This is a genomic window from Chondrinema litorale (assembly GCF_026250525.1).
GTDB lineage: Bacteria > Bacteroidota > Bacteroidia > Cytophagales > Flammeovirgaceae > Chondrinema > Chondrinema litorale.
The window spans coordinates 2,491,471-2,507,211 of sequence record NZ_CP111043.1 but is presented as its reverse complement, the minus strand read 5'-3'; the positions used below and the strand labels follow the sequence as shown (position 1 = coordinate 2,507,211).

Sequence of the window (15,741 nt, the reverse complement as noted above, 5' to 3'; positions counted from 1 at the left end):
AGTTATCGGAGAACTGTGAGAAACAGTAAAAAACCTTGCAAGTAAGAATGAAGCATAAAAATATTCTCATAGGCAAAGTGATTAAAAAGATGCCACCATAATGGTATCACTTAAAGATCACATACGCGATTTTGTTAAGGTTTTATCAAAAAAAATATGCTTCTTTTGAAGATAATTACGAGAAGTAAAACTAAATGTAATTTTATAGAGAGGATGTTGAATTAATAGAAGTCAATTGTTTAAGTCAAACCGAAAGTTTACACTCTTTGTAAATATCCCAAAACTTACCATTATGCTTTAGTAAATAAATAGCCCCAACCTCAAAACTGTTTTTATACGCTCTATTTTCGAATTCACTCCAAGCTTCATAAAACATGTCTTTTTTAAGATCACGTGTGGCAAGTGTCATATGTGGATGGACTTTTTGCGTTATATCTTGCTCTTTAAAACCCATATCCTTCATTAAAACCTCTTTTAATACTTTGTGCAAATTGATAATTGGTGCATGATCTTCAACTTGAACAAAAATTACACGCGGCGAAAAACAATCAAAGCCATTTAGCTTTACCTCAAAGTTTGATTGCGTAGTAGCAAAAGCCTCTAATATTTCTATTAATTTAGTTTCTAATTCACCTTCCAATTTAAAGGGCATTTGCAAGGTAATATGAGCAGGAGATTTTAAAGCATGTTTTGCCTGAAACCGATCTTTTATCTCTTCTTTTAAATTCTTTACTTCTTCTCTTATTGATTGATGAGGAATGATTGCTATGAAATATAGGTTTTTATTTTGTGCCATAAGTAAAGAGTATTTAAAGCTTAAATATTAATTGAGGCAAATAAATATAAACTTTAGATTTGAATTGATTTAAACTTAAAGCATAAGATAATGTCTTCACACCATGTAGTTAGAGATGAGCAAGAACCTGCTGTAATAATTGCTAGCCCACCCGGAAAAGCATTTGGGCAACTCGCAGAAATGTTTGAATGGAGCCCGGTTGTAATTGTACTTGAGAATGCTTTAGAAGATTTTTTAAAATGGGATACTAAACTTGATGTAATTATTGGTGATTCAGATTTTAAAACTAAACATCAAGAAGAATTAGAGTTTCAGCAACCTTATGTCTTTGTAAATGCACAACAAAGTGCCTTAACAGAAGCATTACATTTTTTGGCAGAGAAAAATCATAAGACTGTACATATTTTCACAACTGTACCTGATTTTACTATTGTAAGAAAGAACCCCCAACTAGAAATAGTATTTTTTAATGGTGAGATGAAAATTATACACTCTAAAACCAGACTATTTAGTAAATGGGTAGCTAAAGATACCTGCTTCAAAATTTTTGATGGTAAAATCAATTCTCACGAACATCTCCTTGAAAGAGAAGGGTTTTTACAAGCAACACACAATGGCTTTGTAAATGTTTTTGGCGAAACTGAATTTTGGATTGGGGAAAAGCTAAATTAATTACTCATAGCCTTTGGCAACCATGTAACTATTTCTGGAAAGGCTATAATGGCTCCAATCATCAAAATCTGAATCAAAATAAAAGGAATAATGCCTCTATAAAGATGCATGGTTTTAACTTCTGGTGGAGTTACTCCTTTTAGATAAAATAGAGAGAAACCAAAAGGCGGTGTTAAAAACGATGCTTGCAGGTTAACCGACACCAAAATAGCCACCCACAATAAATCCATTTGAAAAGCAGCAAATACTGGAGTAACTACAGGCATAAAAATGAAGATGATTTCAATAAAGTCGATAAAGAAGCCTGCAAAAAATACTAATATCATCACAAAGGCTAAAAATGAATAAGGGCTTAATTCAGAAACTCTAATAAAGTTGATTAAGGCATCATCTCCTTCTAAACCTCTAAATACTAAACCGAAGGCAGTTGCCCCTACCAAGATGATAAATACCATACTTGTAAGATGTACAGTTTCTGTCATTACATCTTTAAGCACTTTCTTATTTAGTTTTTTCTCTACAGCAGTTAATATAGTTGCCATTAATGCGCCTACTGCTGCGGCTTCGGTTGGTGAAGCAATTCCTGCGAAAATAGAACCCAATACAGATAGAATTAATAAAAGTGGTAGTACAAATGCCCTTATCACTTTAATAAAATAATCTCCTTCTTTAAAAGCTTCTATTTCTTCTTTGGGTACTGCTGGAGCAGATTTAGGATTAAAAAAGGCATAAACTACAACAAAGACGATATACAATACAACCAAAGTTAATCCCGGTATTACCGCACCAATAAATAAATCACCAACAGAAATATTCATCACACTTCCCAACAAAACCAATACGATACTTGGAGGAATAATCTGCCCTAGCGTACCTGCTGCTGCAATAGTACCAGTTGCTAACTCTGGTTTGTATTTTCTTTTAAGCATAGCAGGTAAACTCAATAAACCCATTGTTACCACTGTTGCCCCTACTATTCCTGTTGAAGCAGCCAGCATGGCGCCTACAATAATTACGGCTACTGCCAAACCTCCTTTAAGCCTTCCGAAAAGCATCGCCATAGTGTTAAGCAATCGCTCTGCAATACCCGACTTTTCTAGCATTACTCCCATATAGACAAACAATGGAACTGCAATCAACACGAAATTGCTCATCGTTCCATAAATACGTAGTGGTAATAGGTAAAAGAATTCTAAGTCAAGAAATATCAATCCAAAAACTATTGAAACACCTGCTAGAGTAAAAGCAACAGGAAAACCGAATAAGATGAGGATAATAAGTACAAGGAATAATAGTAAGGCAGCCATTAAATGAGCTAGTTAGTTTATTAAGTTATTATTTTATTTATTGAAAAGCGTAAGCAAGGATCTAAAAAACAAAGCCACACCTTGTAATAGTAGCAGAATAAATCCCACCATAATCATAGATTTAATAATGTATCTGGCAGGTAAGCCTCCATAATCGGTAGAGCCTTCATTTAAATAATAAGAATTCATAAAATATGGCACACTCGACTCAATAACTATATAGCAAAAAGGGATAAGAAAAAACAAACAACCCAGCAGGTTTACCAAAGCTTTTTGTTTATCAGAAAACTGATTATAAAAAATATCTACGCGTACGTGTTTGTCATATTTAAGCGTAAAAGAGGCGCCGAAAAGAAATATTAGTGCGAAAATGTGCCACTCTAATTCAAAAACAGAAACAAATGAAACACTAAAAAAATACCTCGCCAAAACATCGAAACAAATCAATAACACCAGAGTTGAACTAAGCCACATGGCTATTTTTCCCGCAGTTTCGCTAATACCTTCTATAATTTTTATAATAGACTTTAATGTATTCATAATCATATATCGCACAAAATATCTCTAAATCTAATATTTTGATTTGTTAAAATAAGCTTTATAAAAGTTTACATCTTAATTATTCTGTGTGAATGCTGATTTTATATGGCACAAAAGGTCTGAAGATATGTTGTATAAATTAAAATAGGGTTTATACTTTTGCAATATGGCACAAAACATACATTTTCTTTCTGGAGTAGAGCGCTGCAAGGCGGGCAAGTTTGATGAAGCAATAGGTGATTTTACACAAGCACTGAGTGCAGAACCTAATGATGTAGCAACCTATTATAACAGAGGTTTGGCTTATATAAAATTAGAGATGTACCAGAAAGCATATCAAGACTTTAATAAAAGCATTCAGCTATCTCCACAAGATGCCAATCTTTATAGCGAAAGAGGTATTACCTTGCATCTATCTGGCAGACACGAAGAAGCAATTAAAGACCTAGATAAAGCCATAAACTTAGATGGCACAAACCCTTATCGTTTCTCAAGTCGTGCTTTTATAAAAGCCAAAATTGGTAAAACAGAAGAAGCAATCGCTGATTACAAGAAAGCAATAGAGCTTGACCCAACCGATGAAATAGCCCACAATAACCTTGGTATGCTCGAAGAACAAATGGGTTATAAAGAATCTGCACAAAGAAGGTTCAAAATAGCAGATGAGCTCACCAAAGAAGATAAATTTGAAAAACCAGATTTGGATGATTTATTAAAAGAAAAAAAGGAAGAGAAAAATAATAGGGAGGCAAGACAAGAAAAAATTAAAGAAGAATTTCTACAAAGTATTGATAAAGAAGAAAACGAACATAAAAAGTTATCATTCGGAGTAAAAGATTACTTCAACATAGCTGCAAAAGTTTTTACAGATAAAAATACATTCTCTGAGTTTATAAAGTTTGTAAAAAGAGGATTAAAGTAGTTTTACTAAATTAAATGTAAAGTAATGTTAAGTTTTTTGAAGATAGATTAAAGTAATTTCTAGTCGAAATAGTGCATTAATTTATACTTCCTTACAAGGCAATATTTTTCCCAATATAAAATTTTCATGGAATTCGCATTAGGTCAAGTACAGGAAGTTCCTGTATGTATTTTACAACCTAACACTAACTAGTTTTTCATGAAAAAATTCAATTGGATTAAACAAATCATCCTACTTACAGCACTTAGTGCTTTTTTCTTTAGTTGCGATGATGAGGGTGACGATGGTGTAGATCCAGTTCCTTCAATTTCTCTTAGCAGCTCAATTCCATCTGAAGTAAACTATGATGAATCAATTACTATCTCAGCTAATGTTATTGCTACAGCTAAAATCAAAAGTATAGAGCTTAGCCTACAAGGTAATGCAACTCCTTTATATACTAAGGAAAGCGACTTTACTAATAGTGAATCAGATTTATTTACTTACACATTTACATCAAACAGTTTAACAGACATTGGTGAAACATTAACTTTTGACCTAACGGTTCTTGACAAAAATGACCTTGAAACTACTCAGTCATTTGATGTAAAGATTTCTGAGGCAACACTTACTATCAGCTTTACTGAAGATGGTACAGCTACAGAAGTTGACTCTATTGGTACTGTAGATGAAACAGTAAGCATTGACTTCAACATCGAATCTAATATTGGTTTATCTGAAGTAGTTATCGATAGAATTAGCGAAGGTGCTGATACAGAAATTACTTCTATTACTACTTTTGACGATGCCAAATCATTTACTTACGACTTTAGTGAAACACTAGAAGGTGAGTACTATATTGTTACTATTACTGATAAAAGTGGTTTAACTCTTACAAAAAAATACTGGGTTTCTAATCCACTTGATACTCCAGAAACTTTCACTTTTGGTGCTCAAGCATCTGCTACAGGTAGTTTCTTCGGTGTTGAAGGTACTTTAACTCAAAGTGAAGCAACAAATGATCAAGAAGGTGTAATCTTAATGTATTATGTAGATGATACAAACGGAGTAACTTTCGCAGCTCCAAGTGATGAGACTACTACTAACTTCTTTGCAGATGTAATTTCTGAATGGGATGTTAGAAATGAGACTTACTTCAAAAAGGCTTCAGATGCAACTATTTATGAGTCTGGTTTAAATTACCTACAATTAGAAAGAGCTTATTTAAATGAAGAAGTTGATGAAGTTGAAAATATCAGTGGTTTTGAAGTTGGTGATGTTATACTTATGAGAACTATTCTTTATGGTGACGAATACTTTGTTATGACGAAAATAACTGAATTAACTGTAGGTACAGATGGAACTATTACTATCTCAGCAGTTACAGAAGGTGGTTCTGATGACGAAAGCGATGAAGTTGTCGTTGAAGCTCAATAATTGAAAAAGCTTTAAATAATATTCATACCATTAAAAATAGGTTGACTAAGTTTAGTCAACCTATTTTTTTATGCTTTTTGTAAGTCTTAATTTCCGATATAACTAAAACCGTCTCCTATTACATAAGATGTCTCTCCATCTGAACCTGCACCAATTCCTGTATAGCTATTTCGGTAAAAGGTATTCTTACTACCAGAATTAGAATTATTATTACCACCAGTATTGTAATTAGTATTGCTTTGCTGATTAGCAGCTACAGCTTGTCTTAAATTTATTAAAGCAGGACCTCCTTCTTTTCCAGCGTTGCCATTCCCATCAATCCAATATCTACCCGGCTGTATATAACCCAAAACAGACTGCAATACCATTAAATCTTGTTGAGGTAGGTTTCTACCATTTATAAACACATTTGTATTACCATTAGAAGCATTTGCTCTTAACTGACCACCTAATTGAAGATTTGGTAACAAAACACCTAAAGTTGGACCTCCTTCTAAACCCCACATTCCAGATACGTTATCGTACCAATACCTGCCATTCATCACTTTTACTCTGTAGTAATTTTCTAGTTGACTTATTGATGAGGATGATGCTTTAATCCCATTAAAGTAAATTTGATTGGAAACTGTTGGCTGAGCACTATTATTTACACCATTTTTTACAAAGTATAAATAAGTGGTAGTTGCTGGCATTGGTCTGCCATAAGCATCGTAATTTGTTGTTGAAAGCACATAATCATTCCCATTTTGCATAATCGCAAAAGAACATTTACCAGTATTGGTCGAAACATCTCCTGCTAGTATTCCTTGCTGTACCCTTCCTGTTATGTCTATTTTACCAGAGGGTCCTGTAATGTATCCGGCATAAGTACCATTTCCTTGATCGCTTAATTGCATAGTAGCAGCAGAAGGATCGACCTTTAATACATAATTACCGGAGAAGTTTTGAGCAAATGATACCGTAGATATAAATAATATAAAGGCAGTAAAAAGGTGTTGTATTTTAAAAAAGGGTTTCATGATCAGAGATTAAAAATGAAAAAACCATTAATTAACATGTAAGCTTTTACTACGAAAGTTAACACCTTTAGATGATCATTTTCTCAAAGATGAGTTAACAACTACATGTTCATGTAGTGTTTGATGTACCGGACATTTATCTGCAATCTCTAATAAACGTTTTCTTTGAGCTTCATCTAAATTACCTTCTAATTCTATTTCTCTTTTTACTTCATCTATTTTCTTAGACTTATCTGCACAATCCTCGCAGTCACTTGCATGTACCTTAGTATGTTTTAAATGAACTCTTACTTCTTTTAAATCCCATTTTTTGCGTTCTGCATACATTTTTAAAGTCATACTGGTACAAGCTCCCAAACTAGAAAGTAATAATCCATATGGAGTTGGTCCTAAATCATTTCCGCCAACATTTGTAGGTTCATCAGCAGTTAGGTAATGCCCACCAGCTTTTATATCTGTTGTAAAAGAGTCAATCTCTGTTCTCACTACTACATCTCCTTCTGTATCCAAATCAACTTCGTCTACTTCTTTCTCCATGTATTTTGAAGCCCACTGTGCAATCAAATTACCAGCATATAAAGAATCCGCTTTGTTACTAATTAGGTGATCGGCTCCATCTAAAGCTAAAAAACTACGCGGATGCTTAGCTGCTTTAAATATTTGTGTAGCATTATCTAATGCAACTACTTCGTCTTCTGGTGCGTGCATGACTAAAATGGCTGCATTTAGATTATGTATCACATGTAGTAAGTTCTGATTTTCAATATCGTCTAGCAATTGTTTCTTGATAAAGAAGTTTCGTCCACCAATATTTACTTCTGCAATTCCATCAACTTCAATATCTTCCACTTTATTTTTAAATAAGGCTGTAACATGTACAGGCTCATATGGAGCACCAATTGTCACGACAGCTTTAACCGATGGAATTGATTTTTTTGCCAATAATGCAGCGGCACCACCAAGAGAATGGCCAATAAGTATTTCTGGAGCTTTATAATTATTTTGCAGATAGGTTGCTGCAGAAATGATATCATCTGAATTAGAAGAAAAATTAGTATTTTCAAACTCACCTTCACTTTCACCCAGCCCTGTAAAATCGAATCTCAAAACACCAATTCCAGAATGGGTTAGTGCATTACTTATGTTATTTATTGCCTTAAAGTTTTTATTACAGGTAAAGCAATGTGCAAAAATGGCAAAGCTTTTTGCTTTCTGGTTTACTGGTAATTCGACAATTCCTGATAAATTTTCATCAGAATTATTTTTAAAAGAGATTCGGATACTTTTCATAAAATATTAAAATTTGAAAACTTTTATGCGCTATTTCAATTGGTTAAATAATAGTGGCTATGAAATCTACTATAATTACCAGACTATCTACTTTTGTAAAAATTTGACTTTAATTAATTTAATTCCCCTATTGGATTAAATTCATACACTACATTTTCATTTATAGCTAATGAACAAATTATTTTTTTGTGTAGTAGCAATACTATTTTCTCTGACAATTAATAACAATTTACACGCTCAAACTAAACAGGCTACAAAACATACTGTTTTCCTTATTGGTAATACCAGTGTAGAAAATAAGAATCTGGACAACCTAAAAGCCTTTAAAAGTTTTCTAGATGATTTTGATGGAGATTTCTCTGTGATTCACTTAGGCGACATTATAAACAATACTGGCAGTCTAAAAGACCTAAGTGCAGAAGACAAAGAAAAAATGGATATCCTTTTGAGTTTGGGAGCAAACCCTAAAGGGAAAATCTATTTTGTGCCCGGAGATCTAGACTGGGATAACTCAGGAAAAGGCGGGCAAAAAAATGTAGAAGATTTGTATGACTACATTGAAGAACATGCTGGAAAAGATGCTTTTTTAATTCCAGATGGTTCTTGTCCTGGCCCTACAGTTTTAGATATTGCACCACATGTTAGAGTTATCGCCTTTAACTCTCAATGGTGGATTCATCCTTATAACAAACCTATTTCTACCAATACAGACTGCAAAGTAATTGAAAAGGAAGAACTACTTGAAGAGATTACAGATGAGATTGAAGATACAAGAAATAAAAACTTACTAGTCGTTTCACATCACCCGGTATTTTCAGGTGGTATTTATGGTGGCTATTCTACGCCAAAAATGCATTTGTTTCCAAACAATAATAATGTTCCACTTCCGGTAGTTGGCTCTTTTTATACCGCTTATAGACAAAATGTGGGCACCACTAAAGACATGGCTTATCCTGAATACAGCAACCTTGTAAGTGCTTTACAAAAACATTTTATATTCAAAAAAGGGTTAGTATTCGCTGCTGCTCATGATTATAACCTTCAGCTAATAGAGCAAAATAGTAATTACCAATTGGTTTCTGGTAGCTTAATGAAGAAGGAACCTATGAGGAAGAAAAGCTCTACTTTATACAAAAAAAAGGGCTTTGGTTTTCTGGCACTTGAGTATTATCCAGATGGAAGTGTAAACCAGATTACTTATTTGTTAGACGATAAACAGTTTACTGCTGACAATCAACATTTACTTTTTAAATCTCCTTGCGATGATTCTGACTCAACTACCACTCCCCAAAACTTTCAGTACAACCCATGTAAAGAAGAAGTAGTAGATAATAAAACCACTTCCATTACTGTAGACGATTCTATAGTTGTAAATGGAGGAGCTTATGGAGCTGGATTAATTAAAAGATTTTTCTTGGGTAACCTGTATCGTAAAAGCTGGACAACCCCTGTAAAAATTCCTTATATCGATCTTGATACTGTAAAAGGAGGTTTAACACCCTATGCCGTTGGCGGAGGTAGACAAACTACTTCTTTAAAATTTAAGGCCACAGATGGTAAAGAATATACTTTTAGGTCTGTGAATAAAGACCCGATAAAAGCTTTACCTCCAGAACTTAGAGAAACAGTGGTAGTATCTTTACTCAGAGAAATGACGGCCACGCAACAGCCTTACGGAGCAATGCCCGTATCCAGAATGTTAGATGCTACTGATATTTTACATGCTCGCCCTAAACTATACATTCTACCAGATAATCCTCGATTGGGAGTTTACAGAAAAACTTATACAAACTTATTTGGTATGCTTGAAGATGACCCAAGTAAACCGAAAAATGGTGTCCCTGGATTTCATAATGCAGATGATGTAGATAGGAGCTTCACCATGTTTCGAAAAATATATGATGACAATGATGTATATGTTGATGCACGTAGCTTTGCTAAAGCTAGGATTTTTGACATGCTCATTGGCGATTGGGGAAGGCATCCCGACAACTGGAAGTGGGCTCTTTATGAAGGAGAAGACAAAGAAATATTTTATCCTATTCCGAGAGATAGAGACCACAGTTTTTCTAAATGGGATGGCTTAATACCTTATCTAGCTGATAGAGAATGGGCAAGACCAAACATCCAAAACTTCTCTTATAACTTTAAAGGTATTAAAAGTTTAAACTGGCCTGCCAGACACCTAGACAGACTCTTGTTAACTTCCCTAGAAAAAGAAGACTGGCTAAATATTACTAAAGAATTAACAGAAGAAATTACTGAATCTGTAATAGATTCTGCAATAGAAACTTTCCCACCAGAAATTATTCCTGTTCAGGGAAATGTGATTAGAGCAAAGCTTAAGTCAAGAAGAAAACAACTAGAAAGTGCCGTTACAACACACTACTTAATGCTTGCCAAATTAGTAGATGTGCTTGGTTCAAATAAACACGAATACTTTCTGGTTGAGCGCTTAAGTGATGGTAATGTAAATGTGAAAGTTTATAAGAAGAAAAAAGAAGACCGTACCATTACCGAAAATGCAGAACTGATTTATGAAAGACTATTCTTACTATCAGAAACTGATGAAATAAGGCTGTATGGATTAGATGGTGAAGATGTTTTCGATATAAAAGGAAATGCTGTAGAAAGTATTAAAATCAGGGTAATTGGAGGTGAGGATGACGATGTAATTATTGATGAATCTACTGTAACTACAAAAAGAAAAGCTACTATTGTTTATGATAAAACTGATACAAAACTCACTGCTGGAAACAGCACAGTCAATAAGTTATCAGAAAAACCCGGAGTAAACCTTTACAATCGTACTGGCTTTAAATACAATACTTATATGCCAATGCCACTATTGTCATTCAATGCAGATGATGGTATTGGTTTTAAATTTGGAATCGACTGGACAAGACATGGTTTTAGAAAAGAGCCTTTTAAACAAAAATATGGTTTCGAGTTTAAGGTAGGAACTCAAGGAAGCAAAGCGGTAACCCTACACTCAGAATGGACTGATGTTTTTGGTAAATGGTCACTTGGTACTTCTGGTAGTTATGCTAATATTTTTCCCTTCTATAATTATTTCGGTTTGGGAAATGGCACAGTGAAAGAAGATTTGGATGACGATTATTTTAGAACAAACTATAAAGGTCTAGATGTAAATATTTTTACTAGAAGAATATTCTGGGTAAAAAGTTTCTTTAAAGGCGGATTCAGGTTAGAAGATTATCAATCAGTAATTAGAGATAATTCCATTTTAGATGGAGAATCTATTACGGGCATTGACCCACTCACCATATTAAGTGCGCAAGGAGAATTAGACATTAACTTTAGAAACAACGATGTTTATGCTACTAAAGGCCTCCGCCTAAACCTTAAAAACCAAAGTGGCTGGTTATTAAATGAAGACAATAAGTTTTTTACTCTAAGCGAAGCTTTTGCTGAATATTATTCCACATTCAGAATTCTTACGCTCGCATTTAAAGTAGGCGGTGCTAAAAACACTGGCGATAACATTCCTTATTTTAAATATGCCAACCTCGGTCAAAAGAGTAATCTAAGAGGATATTTAAGAAATCGTTTTGCAGGTACTTCAAGCTTATATTTTAATACAGAAGCGCGTATTCCAGTAGGTACTATTAAAAACCCAGTACTTCCATTTGTATTAGGCTTTGTTGGTTTTGTAGACTCTGGCAGGGTTTGGTTTGACGAACCTGACTCAGATATTAATACAGGCACAGTTATGTATAGCAATAATTGGCATACTGGTTTTGGTGGTGGAATTTACTTGGTTCCAATTGTTAAATCTTATACCCTTTCGCTAACTGCGGCTACTTCAGAAGAAGAAAGTGTTCTTTTCACTTTCGGTCTTGGATTTGGAATAGGCAGATAAAAATAAATGAGGAAATAAAGCATTATAGTTTAAAGGATTTTTTAAACTATTTAATGGAATTAAAGGATTTTTTCCTAGGGCCTTTATATGCAGGGATTGTCATTCTAATTGCTCTACTTCTTAAAAGGCGGTTAACAAATGCTTCTACCAAGCCTTATTACTTGCCAGCTTTGTATATGAAGCTGTTTGGTGCTTTGGTATTTGCCTTAATTTACCAGTTCTATTACGGAGGTGGAGACACGTTTGACTATTATAATGGTGGTTCTATTTTCTGGCATGCATTATTAGAAAAGCCTAAAGTTGCTTGGGAAATGTTCTGGTTAGACCCAAGAGAATACACCGCAGAAACCATTAATTATACAATTAGAACACGTTTTTTTAAGTCTGGTGAAGAGTGGTACCTTACCAAAATAGCCGGTTTTGCTTCTTTCCTAACTTTCAATTCATACTTAGCTATTTCATTTTTATTTGCCTTTTTTGTTTTTCTAGGCACTTGGAAGTTATATCAGGCCATGCTTTGGTTCTACCCACACTTAAATAGAGCTTTTGCCATTGCTATTTTTTGGGCGCCCTCTCTCATATTCTGGGGTTCAGGACTTTTAAAAGATACAATTACCTTAGGCTCCTTAGGTTTTTTAGCTCACGGGGTGTTTGGCTTATTTACAAACAGAAAAGGCAAACCATTTTTTATTATTAGCATTTATGTTTTTGCGAATATTATACTAGGCTTAAAACCTTATATACTGTATACCTTTTTACCAGCCTTACTTTTATGGGGGTATGAAAAGTTTATCAGCAAAATTAAAAACTTTGCAATTAAACTGCTTGCCTTGCCAGTAATATCCGTTTTTATTGTTGTTCTTGGCTACTTGCTTATAAGTAACATTGCTGAAGAAACTCAAAAATACAACTCAATAGATACCATTACCCAAAGAATTGGCGGTTTCCACACAGACCATGGTAGACGAACTGATGCCTCCACATATCATCTAGGAGAAATTGAATATACGCCTTTAGGTATGCTTAAAAAGCTTCCCGAAAGCGTGAATGTTACGCTTTTTAGACCTTATTTGTGGGAAGTAAATAACATTGTGATGTTGGTTTCAGCTTTTGAAAGTCTCTTATTCCTTTTAATAACAATTTATATGTTGATAAAAGCTGGCCCTTTCAAACTATTGAAATCCTTATTTTCTAACCCTGAGGTTACGCTCTGTTTGAGTTTTACTATTATTCTAGGTTTTGTTGTAGGTTTTACGAGTATGAATTTTGGAGCACTTGCCCGATTTAAAATACCTATACTTCCATTTTTTGCAATGGGTATATTTATAATTCAAGACTCAGGATTATTAAAATCGACAAGCAAAAAGAAAAAAAATAAGAAGAAAAGATGGCAACAAATGGAGCCACCTGTATATAGTAATCAATAATTATTTTGAAAAACTTCTGAGTGAACTGAGAAATAAACCCAAACCACCTACTCCTAAAATCAAAATAATTAGCAATTCAAATAGGCTCATACTCCGCATAGAAAAATGTAAACTAGTAATTACACCAAAGGCCAACATTACAATTGAGCTAATCATTAAAAACCAGCCTATATAGTTTTTAGAATTAAAGAATACCATTCCAGTTCCAAAAATAAAAGGGATTAGTACAAAGCCAGATGTAATTCCCATACCACCTACTGAAAACAAGCGATAGCCCATTCCAAAACTGTTGGTTACATTTACTGAACTTAAAAACAAATACCCTCCTCCAATTAACATGATCAGTCCCAGAAAAAACCTTCCGATTCCTCCTTCAGTACCACCAGCACCTTGTATACTCATTATCCATAAATTTAATTTGTAAATATTGGTCAAATTAATAAAAAAATAAATTTTGTGAAATTAAAGAAATCAAATTGAGTTAAGCAGAATACCATATTTAATAATTATTTTTTGGTATTTTTTTTAATGAGAAGGATAAAAAACTTTTTAATTCAAGCATTCGATTTCTCTCCAGTAGAAGTAAGAGGATTTTTTGTTTTAATGGTGATCATCTCCATTTCACTTATTCTTCCTACTATAACCAAAGTGATTCTCAGCAATAAAGAATATTCACCAGAAGCCGATCAAAAACTGCTCGATAGTTTACTGGCTACTCTCGATCATAAAGAGCCAAGCTTGGCTAAAGTAAATATCCAAACATCGTCAGAAACTCAAATTCAACTCTTTAAATTTGACCCTAATCAAGCTTCATTGTCAGATTTAACATTGTTAGGCATAAATGATTTCCTCGCCAAAAGAATAGTTAAATACAGAAGTAAAGGTGGTAAATTCTATAAAAAAGAGGACTTATTAAAAATTTATGGGTTTCCTGACTCATTATATTCCAGTTTAGAAGATTATATCGCCATTAACAGTATTGCAAAAAAGGAAACTTTTACGCAAAAAGATAAAGATGGAAATTCCGATAAAAAGGAAGTAATTGCATCAACAGCAAATACAATTTTAGAAACAGAGCCACTAGAATTAATAGATATCAACCTCGCAGATACTACTCAGTTAAAAGTTGTAAGAGGCATTGGCTCTAAATTGGCAGCTAGAATCGTAAGCTTTAGAAGCAAACTAGGAGGTTTTCATGATAACAACCAGTTAAAAGAAGTATATGGTTTAAAACCGGAAGTTTGCGATGCACTTTTAGTTTATGCAGAGGTGAAAGAAAATGCAGAGATCAATAAAATTTCAATCAATTTAGCTGATGCAAAATCTCTACAAAGCCATCCTTATATTTCTTGGAAAGAAGCAAACATTATTGTGAAATACAGAGCACAACATGGTGATTATAAGAAGCCCGAAGATTTAGCCAATATTAAAATACTTGATGATACCTTTATCAAAAAAATAGCTCCTTATCTTTCGTTTGAATAAGGAGCTAAATTGAAAGTATTTAAAATTCTATTAAAAATCATAACCCCAAACCATTCTGGCAAACTCAGGGTGATCTATAAATGGATTCCTATTCTTTTGATATTTCTCGTAAATCAATTCGTTTCTTTGTTTTTCTTCTTCGCTTACAGGGTCTTCTTCGTGCCAACGGAGTAAAGTAGAAAGCTTACCATGATATGGCTCTTTGCTACCTCTATTTATTATTTCATCAACCAACGCTAAATCTGGTTCTCCATTTTCACCTTCGTAGCGAACATCCATGTAAAATATCATTCTGGCAATATCACCTTTTCTCTCGTTTCTAGGTTCCCAAACCCACTCTACACTACTTGTATAGCAGCCACTTTCACCTTGATACCTTCCATCACCATCTGTATAAGGTTCATCAGCTTCATCAAAAGTTCGGTTATTTCTTGCAGAATTTGTAGAAACATCAGAAGCCCTTAAGTGATGTAAATCTGTTCCCGGCCCAGGAGATGTACCAAAATCTCCATAAGACTTCGCCCAAATGTGCTCTCGGTTCCATCCATTCCCATCATCATATTGTTTGGCTGCATCCATAGAAAAGTTAGAATAAATACCAATTACATTATTCGAATTATCTGGGTCTTGATCTAACTCCATCAAAATATCATAACATTGTCGGTAAGTAAAAGTCTTGTGTCCTTTTATTTTTTGATATAATCCTTTTGCCAAAGCTTCTCCATCAAGCTCTTCTAATCCGCTGTAATAAGCTTCGTATTCTGGAACTTCGGTTTTGGCTTGTGTAGGTTGGTTATTATCTACCTTCGTTTTTTCTGACACTGAATCATTTCCTGTTGTGCTTTGCTCTGTTGGTGTACATGCATAGCACAAAACTATCATGAGCAACACGATATAGTTCTTCCTCATATTTTTAGGGATTTTAGTATATTGAGTTTAAAATTTTAGATAAAAAATACATGGAGATATTTTGTAGCCCGTTTT

Annotated in this window: 13 protein-coding genes; 6 read left to right on the top strand and 7 right to left on the bottom strand. The window is 33.9% G+C overall.

Going from position 1 to position 15,741, the window contains the following annotated elements:
* Positions 1-244 precede the first annotated feature (244 nt).
* Positions 245-796 (bottom strand): 2'-5' RNA ligase family protein, encoded by a 552-nt coding sequence (locus OQ292_RS10445; protein ID WP_284682074.1) that lies wholly within the window; start codon positions 794-796, stop codon positions 245-247.
* 90 nt (positions 797-886) lie between these two features.
* Between OQ292_RS10445 and OQ292_RS10440 the strand changes: the two genes are divergently transcribed.
* A complete protein-coding gene (locus OQ292_RS10440; RefSeq protein ID WP_284682073.1) occupies positions 887-1,468 on the top strand; it encodes a hypothetical protein in 582 nt (193 codons plus the stop codon).
* Here the strand turns inward: OQ292_RS10440 and OQ292_RS10435 are convergent.
* Positions 1,465-2,775 carry a TRAP transporter large permease gene (locus OQ292_RS10435; RefSeq protein ID WP_284682072.1) on the bottom strand — a complete coding sequence of 437 codons (1,311 nt, stop codon included), beginning with the start codon at positions 2,773-2,775 and terminating at the stop codon, positions 1,465-1,467. The two genes, OQ292_RS10440 and OQ292_RS10435, sit on opposite strands and share 4 nt — an antisense overlap.
* Before the next feature lie 33 nt (positions 2,776-2,808).
* Positions 2,809-3,315 carry a TRAP transporter small permease subunit gene (locus OQ292_RS10430; protein ID WP_284682071.1) on the bottom strand — a complete coding sequence of 169 codons (507 nt, stop codon included), beginning with the start codon at positions 3,313-3,315 and terminating at the stop codon, positions 2,809-2,811.
* Between the two features lie 166 nt (positions 3,316-3,481).
* On the opposite strand from OQ292_RS10430, the gene OQ292_RS10425 reads away from it, so the two are divergent.
* Both OQ292_RS10425 and OQ292_RS10420 read left to right on the top strand, forming a co-directional pair.
* Positions 3,482-4,237, top strand: a complete 756-nt coding sequence (locus OQ292_RS10425) for a tetratricopeptide repeat protein (RefSeq protein ID WP_284682070.1) — start codon at positions 3,482-3,484, stop codon at positions 4,235-4,237.
* Positions 4,238-4,435: 198 nt separating this feature from the next.
* Positions 4,436-5,653, top strand: coding sequence for a hypothetical protein (locus OQ292_RS10420; protein WP_284682069.1), 1,218 nt, complete (start codon positions 4,436-4,438; stop codon positions 5,651-5,653).
* An 86-nt stretch (positions 5,654-5,739) separates the two neighbouring features.
* Here the strand turns inward: OQ292_RS10420 and OQ292_RS10415 are convergent, their stop codons facing one another.
* Together OQ292_RS10415 and OQ292_RS10410 are read right to left on the bottom strand one after the other, a co-directional pair.
* A complete protein-coding gene (locus OQ292_RS10415) occupies positions 5,740-6,672 on the bottom strand; it encodes a hypothetical protein (RefSeq protein WP_284682068.1) in 933 nt (310 codons plus the stop codon).
* A gap of 75 nt (positions 6,673-6,747) precedes the next feature.
* Positions 6,748-7,962, bottom strand: a complete 1,215-nt coding sequence (locus tag OQ292_RS10410; protein ID WP_284682067.1) for a bifunctional alpha/beta hydrolase/OsmC family protein — start codon at positions 7,960-7,962, stop codon at positions 6,748-6,750.
* Between the two features lie 169 nt (positions 7,963-8,131).
* Between OQ292_RS10410 and OQ292_RS10405 the strand changes: the two genes are divergently transcribed.
* A complete protein-coding gene (locus tag OQ292_RS10405; protein WP_284682066.1) occupies positions 8,132-11,845 on the top strand; it encodes a BamA/TamA family outer membrane protein in 3,714 nt (1,237 codons plus the stop codon).
* Between the two features lie 53 nt (positions 11,846-11,898).
* Entirely contained in the window at positions 11,899-13,272 is a 1,374-nt protein-coding gene (locus OQ292_RS10400; protein WP_284682065.1) for a hypothetical protein, read from the top strand.
* Here OQ292_RS10400 and OQ292_RS10395 read toward each other — a convergent pair whose 3' ends face one another.
* On the bottom strand, positions 13,273-13,674 hold the full coding sequence (locus OQ292_RS10395; RefSeq protein ID WP_284682064.1) for a hypothetical protein: 402 nt from the start codon (positions 13,672-13,674) through the stop codon (positions 13,273-13,275).
* Positions 13,675-13,800: 126 nt separating this feature from the next.
* Between OQ292_RS10395 and OQ292_RS10390 the strand changes: the two genes are divergently transcribed.
* Complete coding sequence (locus OQ292_RS10390) at positions 13,801-14,757, top strand: ComEA family DNA-binding protein (protein ID WP_284682063.1); 957 nt, start codon at positions 13,801-13,803, stop codon at positions 14,755-14,757.
* 30 nt (positions 14,758-14,787) lie between these two features.
* On the opposite strand, the gene OQ292_RS10385 is transcribed toward OQ292_RS10390, so the two are convergent.
* Entirely contained in the window at positions 14,788-15,666 is an 879-nt protein-coding gene (locus OQ292_RS10385; RefSeq protein ID WP_284682062.1) for an endonuclease I family protein, read from the bottom strand.
* Between the last annotated feature and the right edge of the window lie 75 nt (positions 15,667-15,741).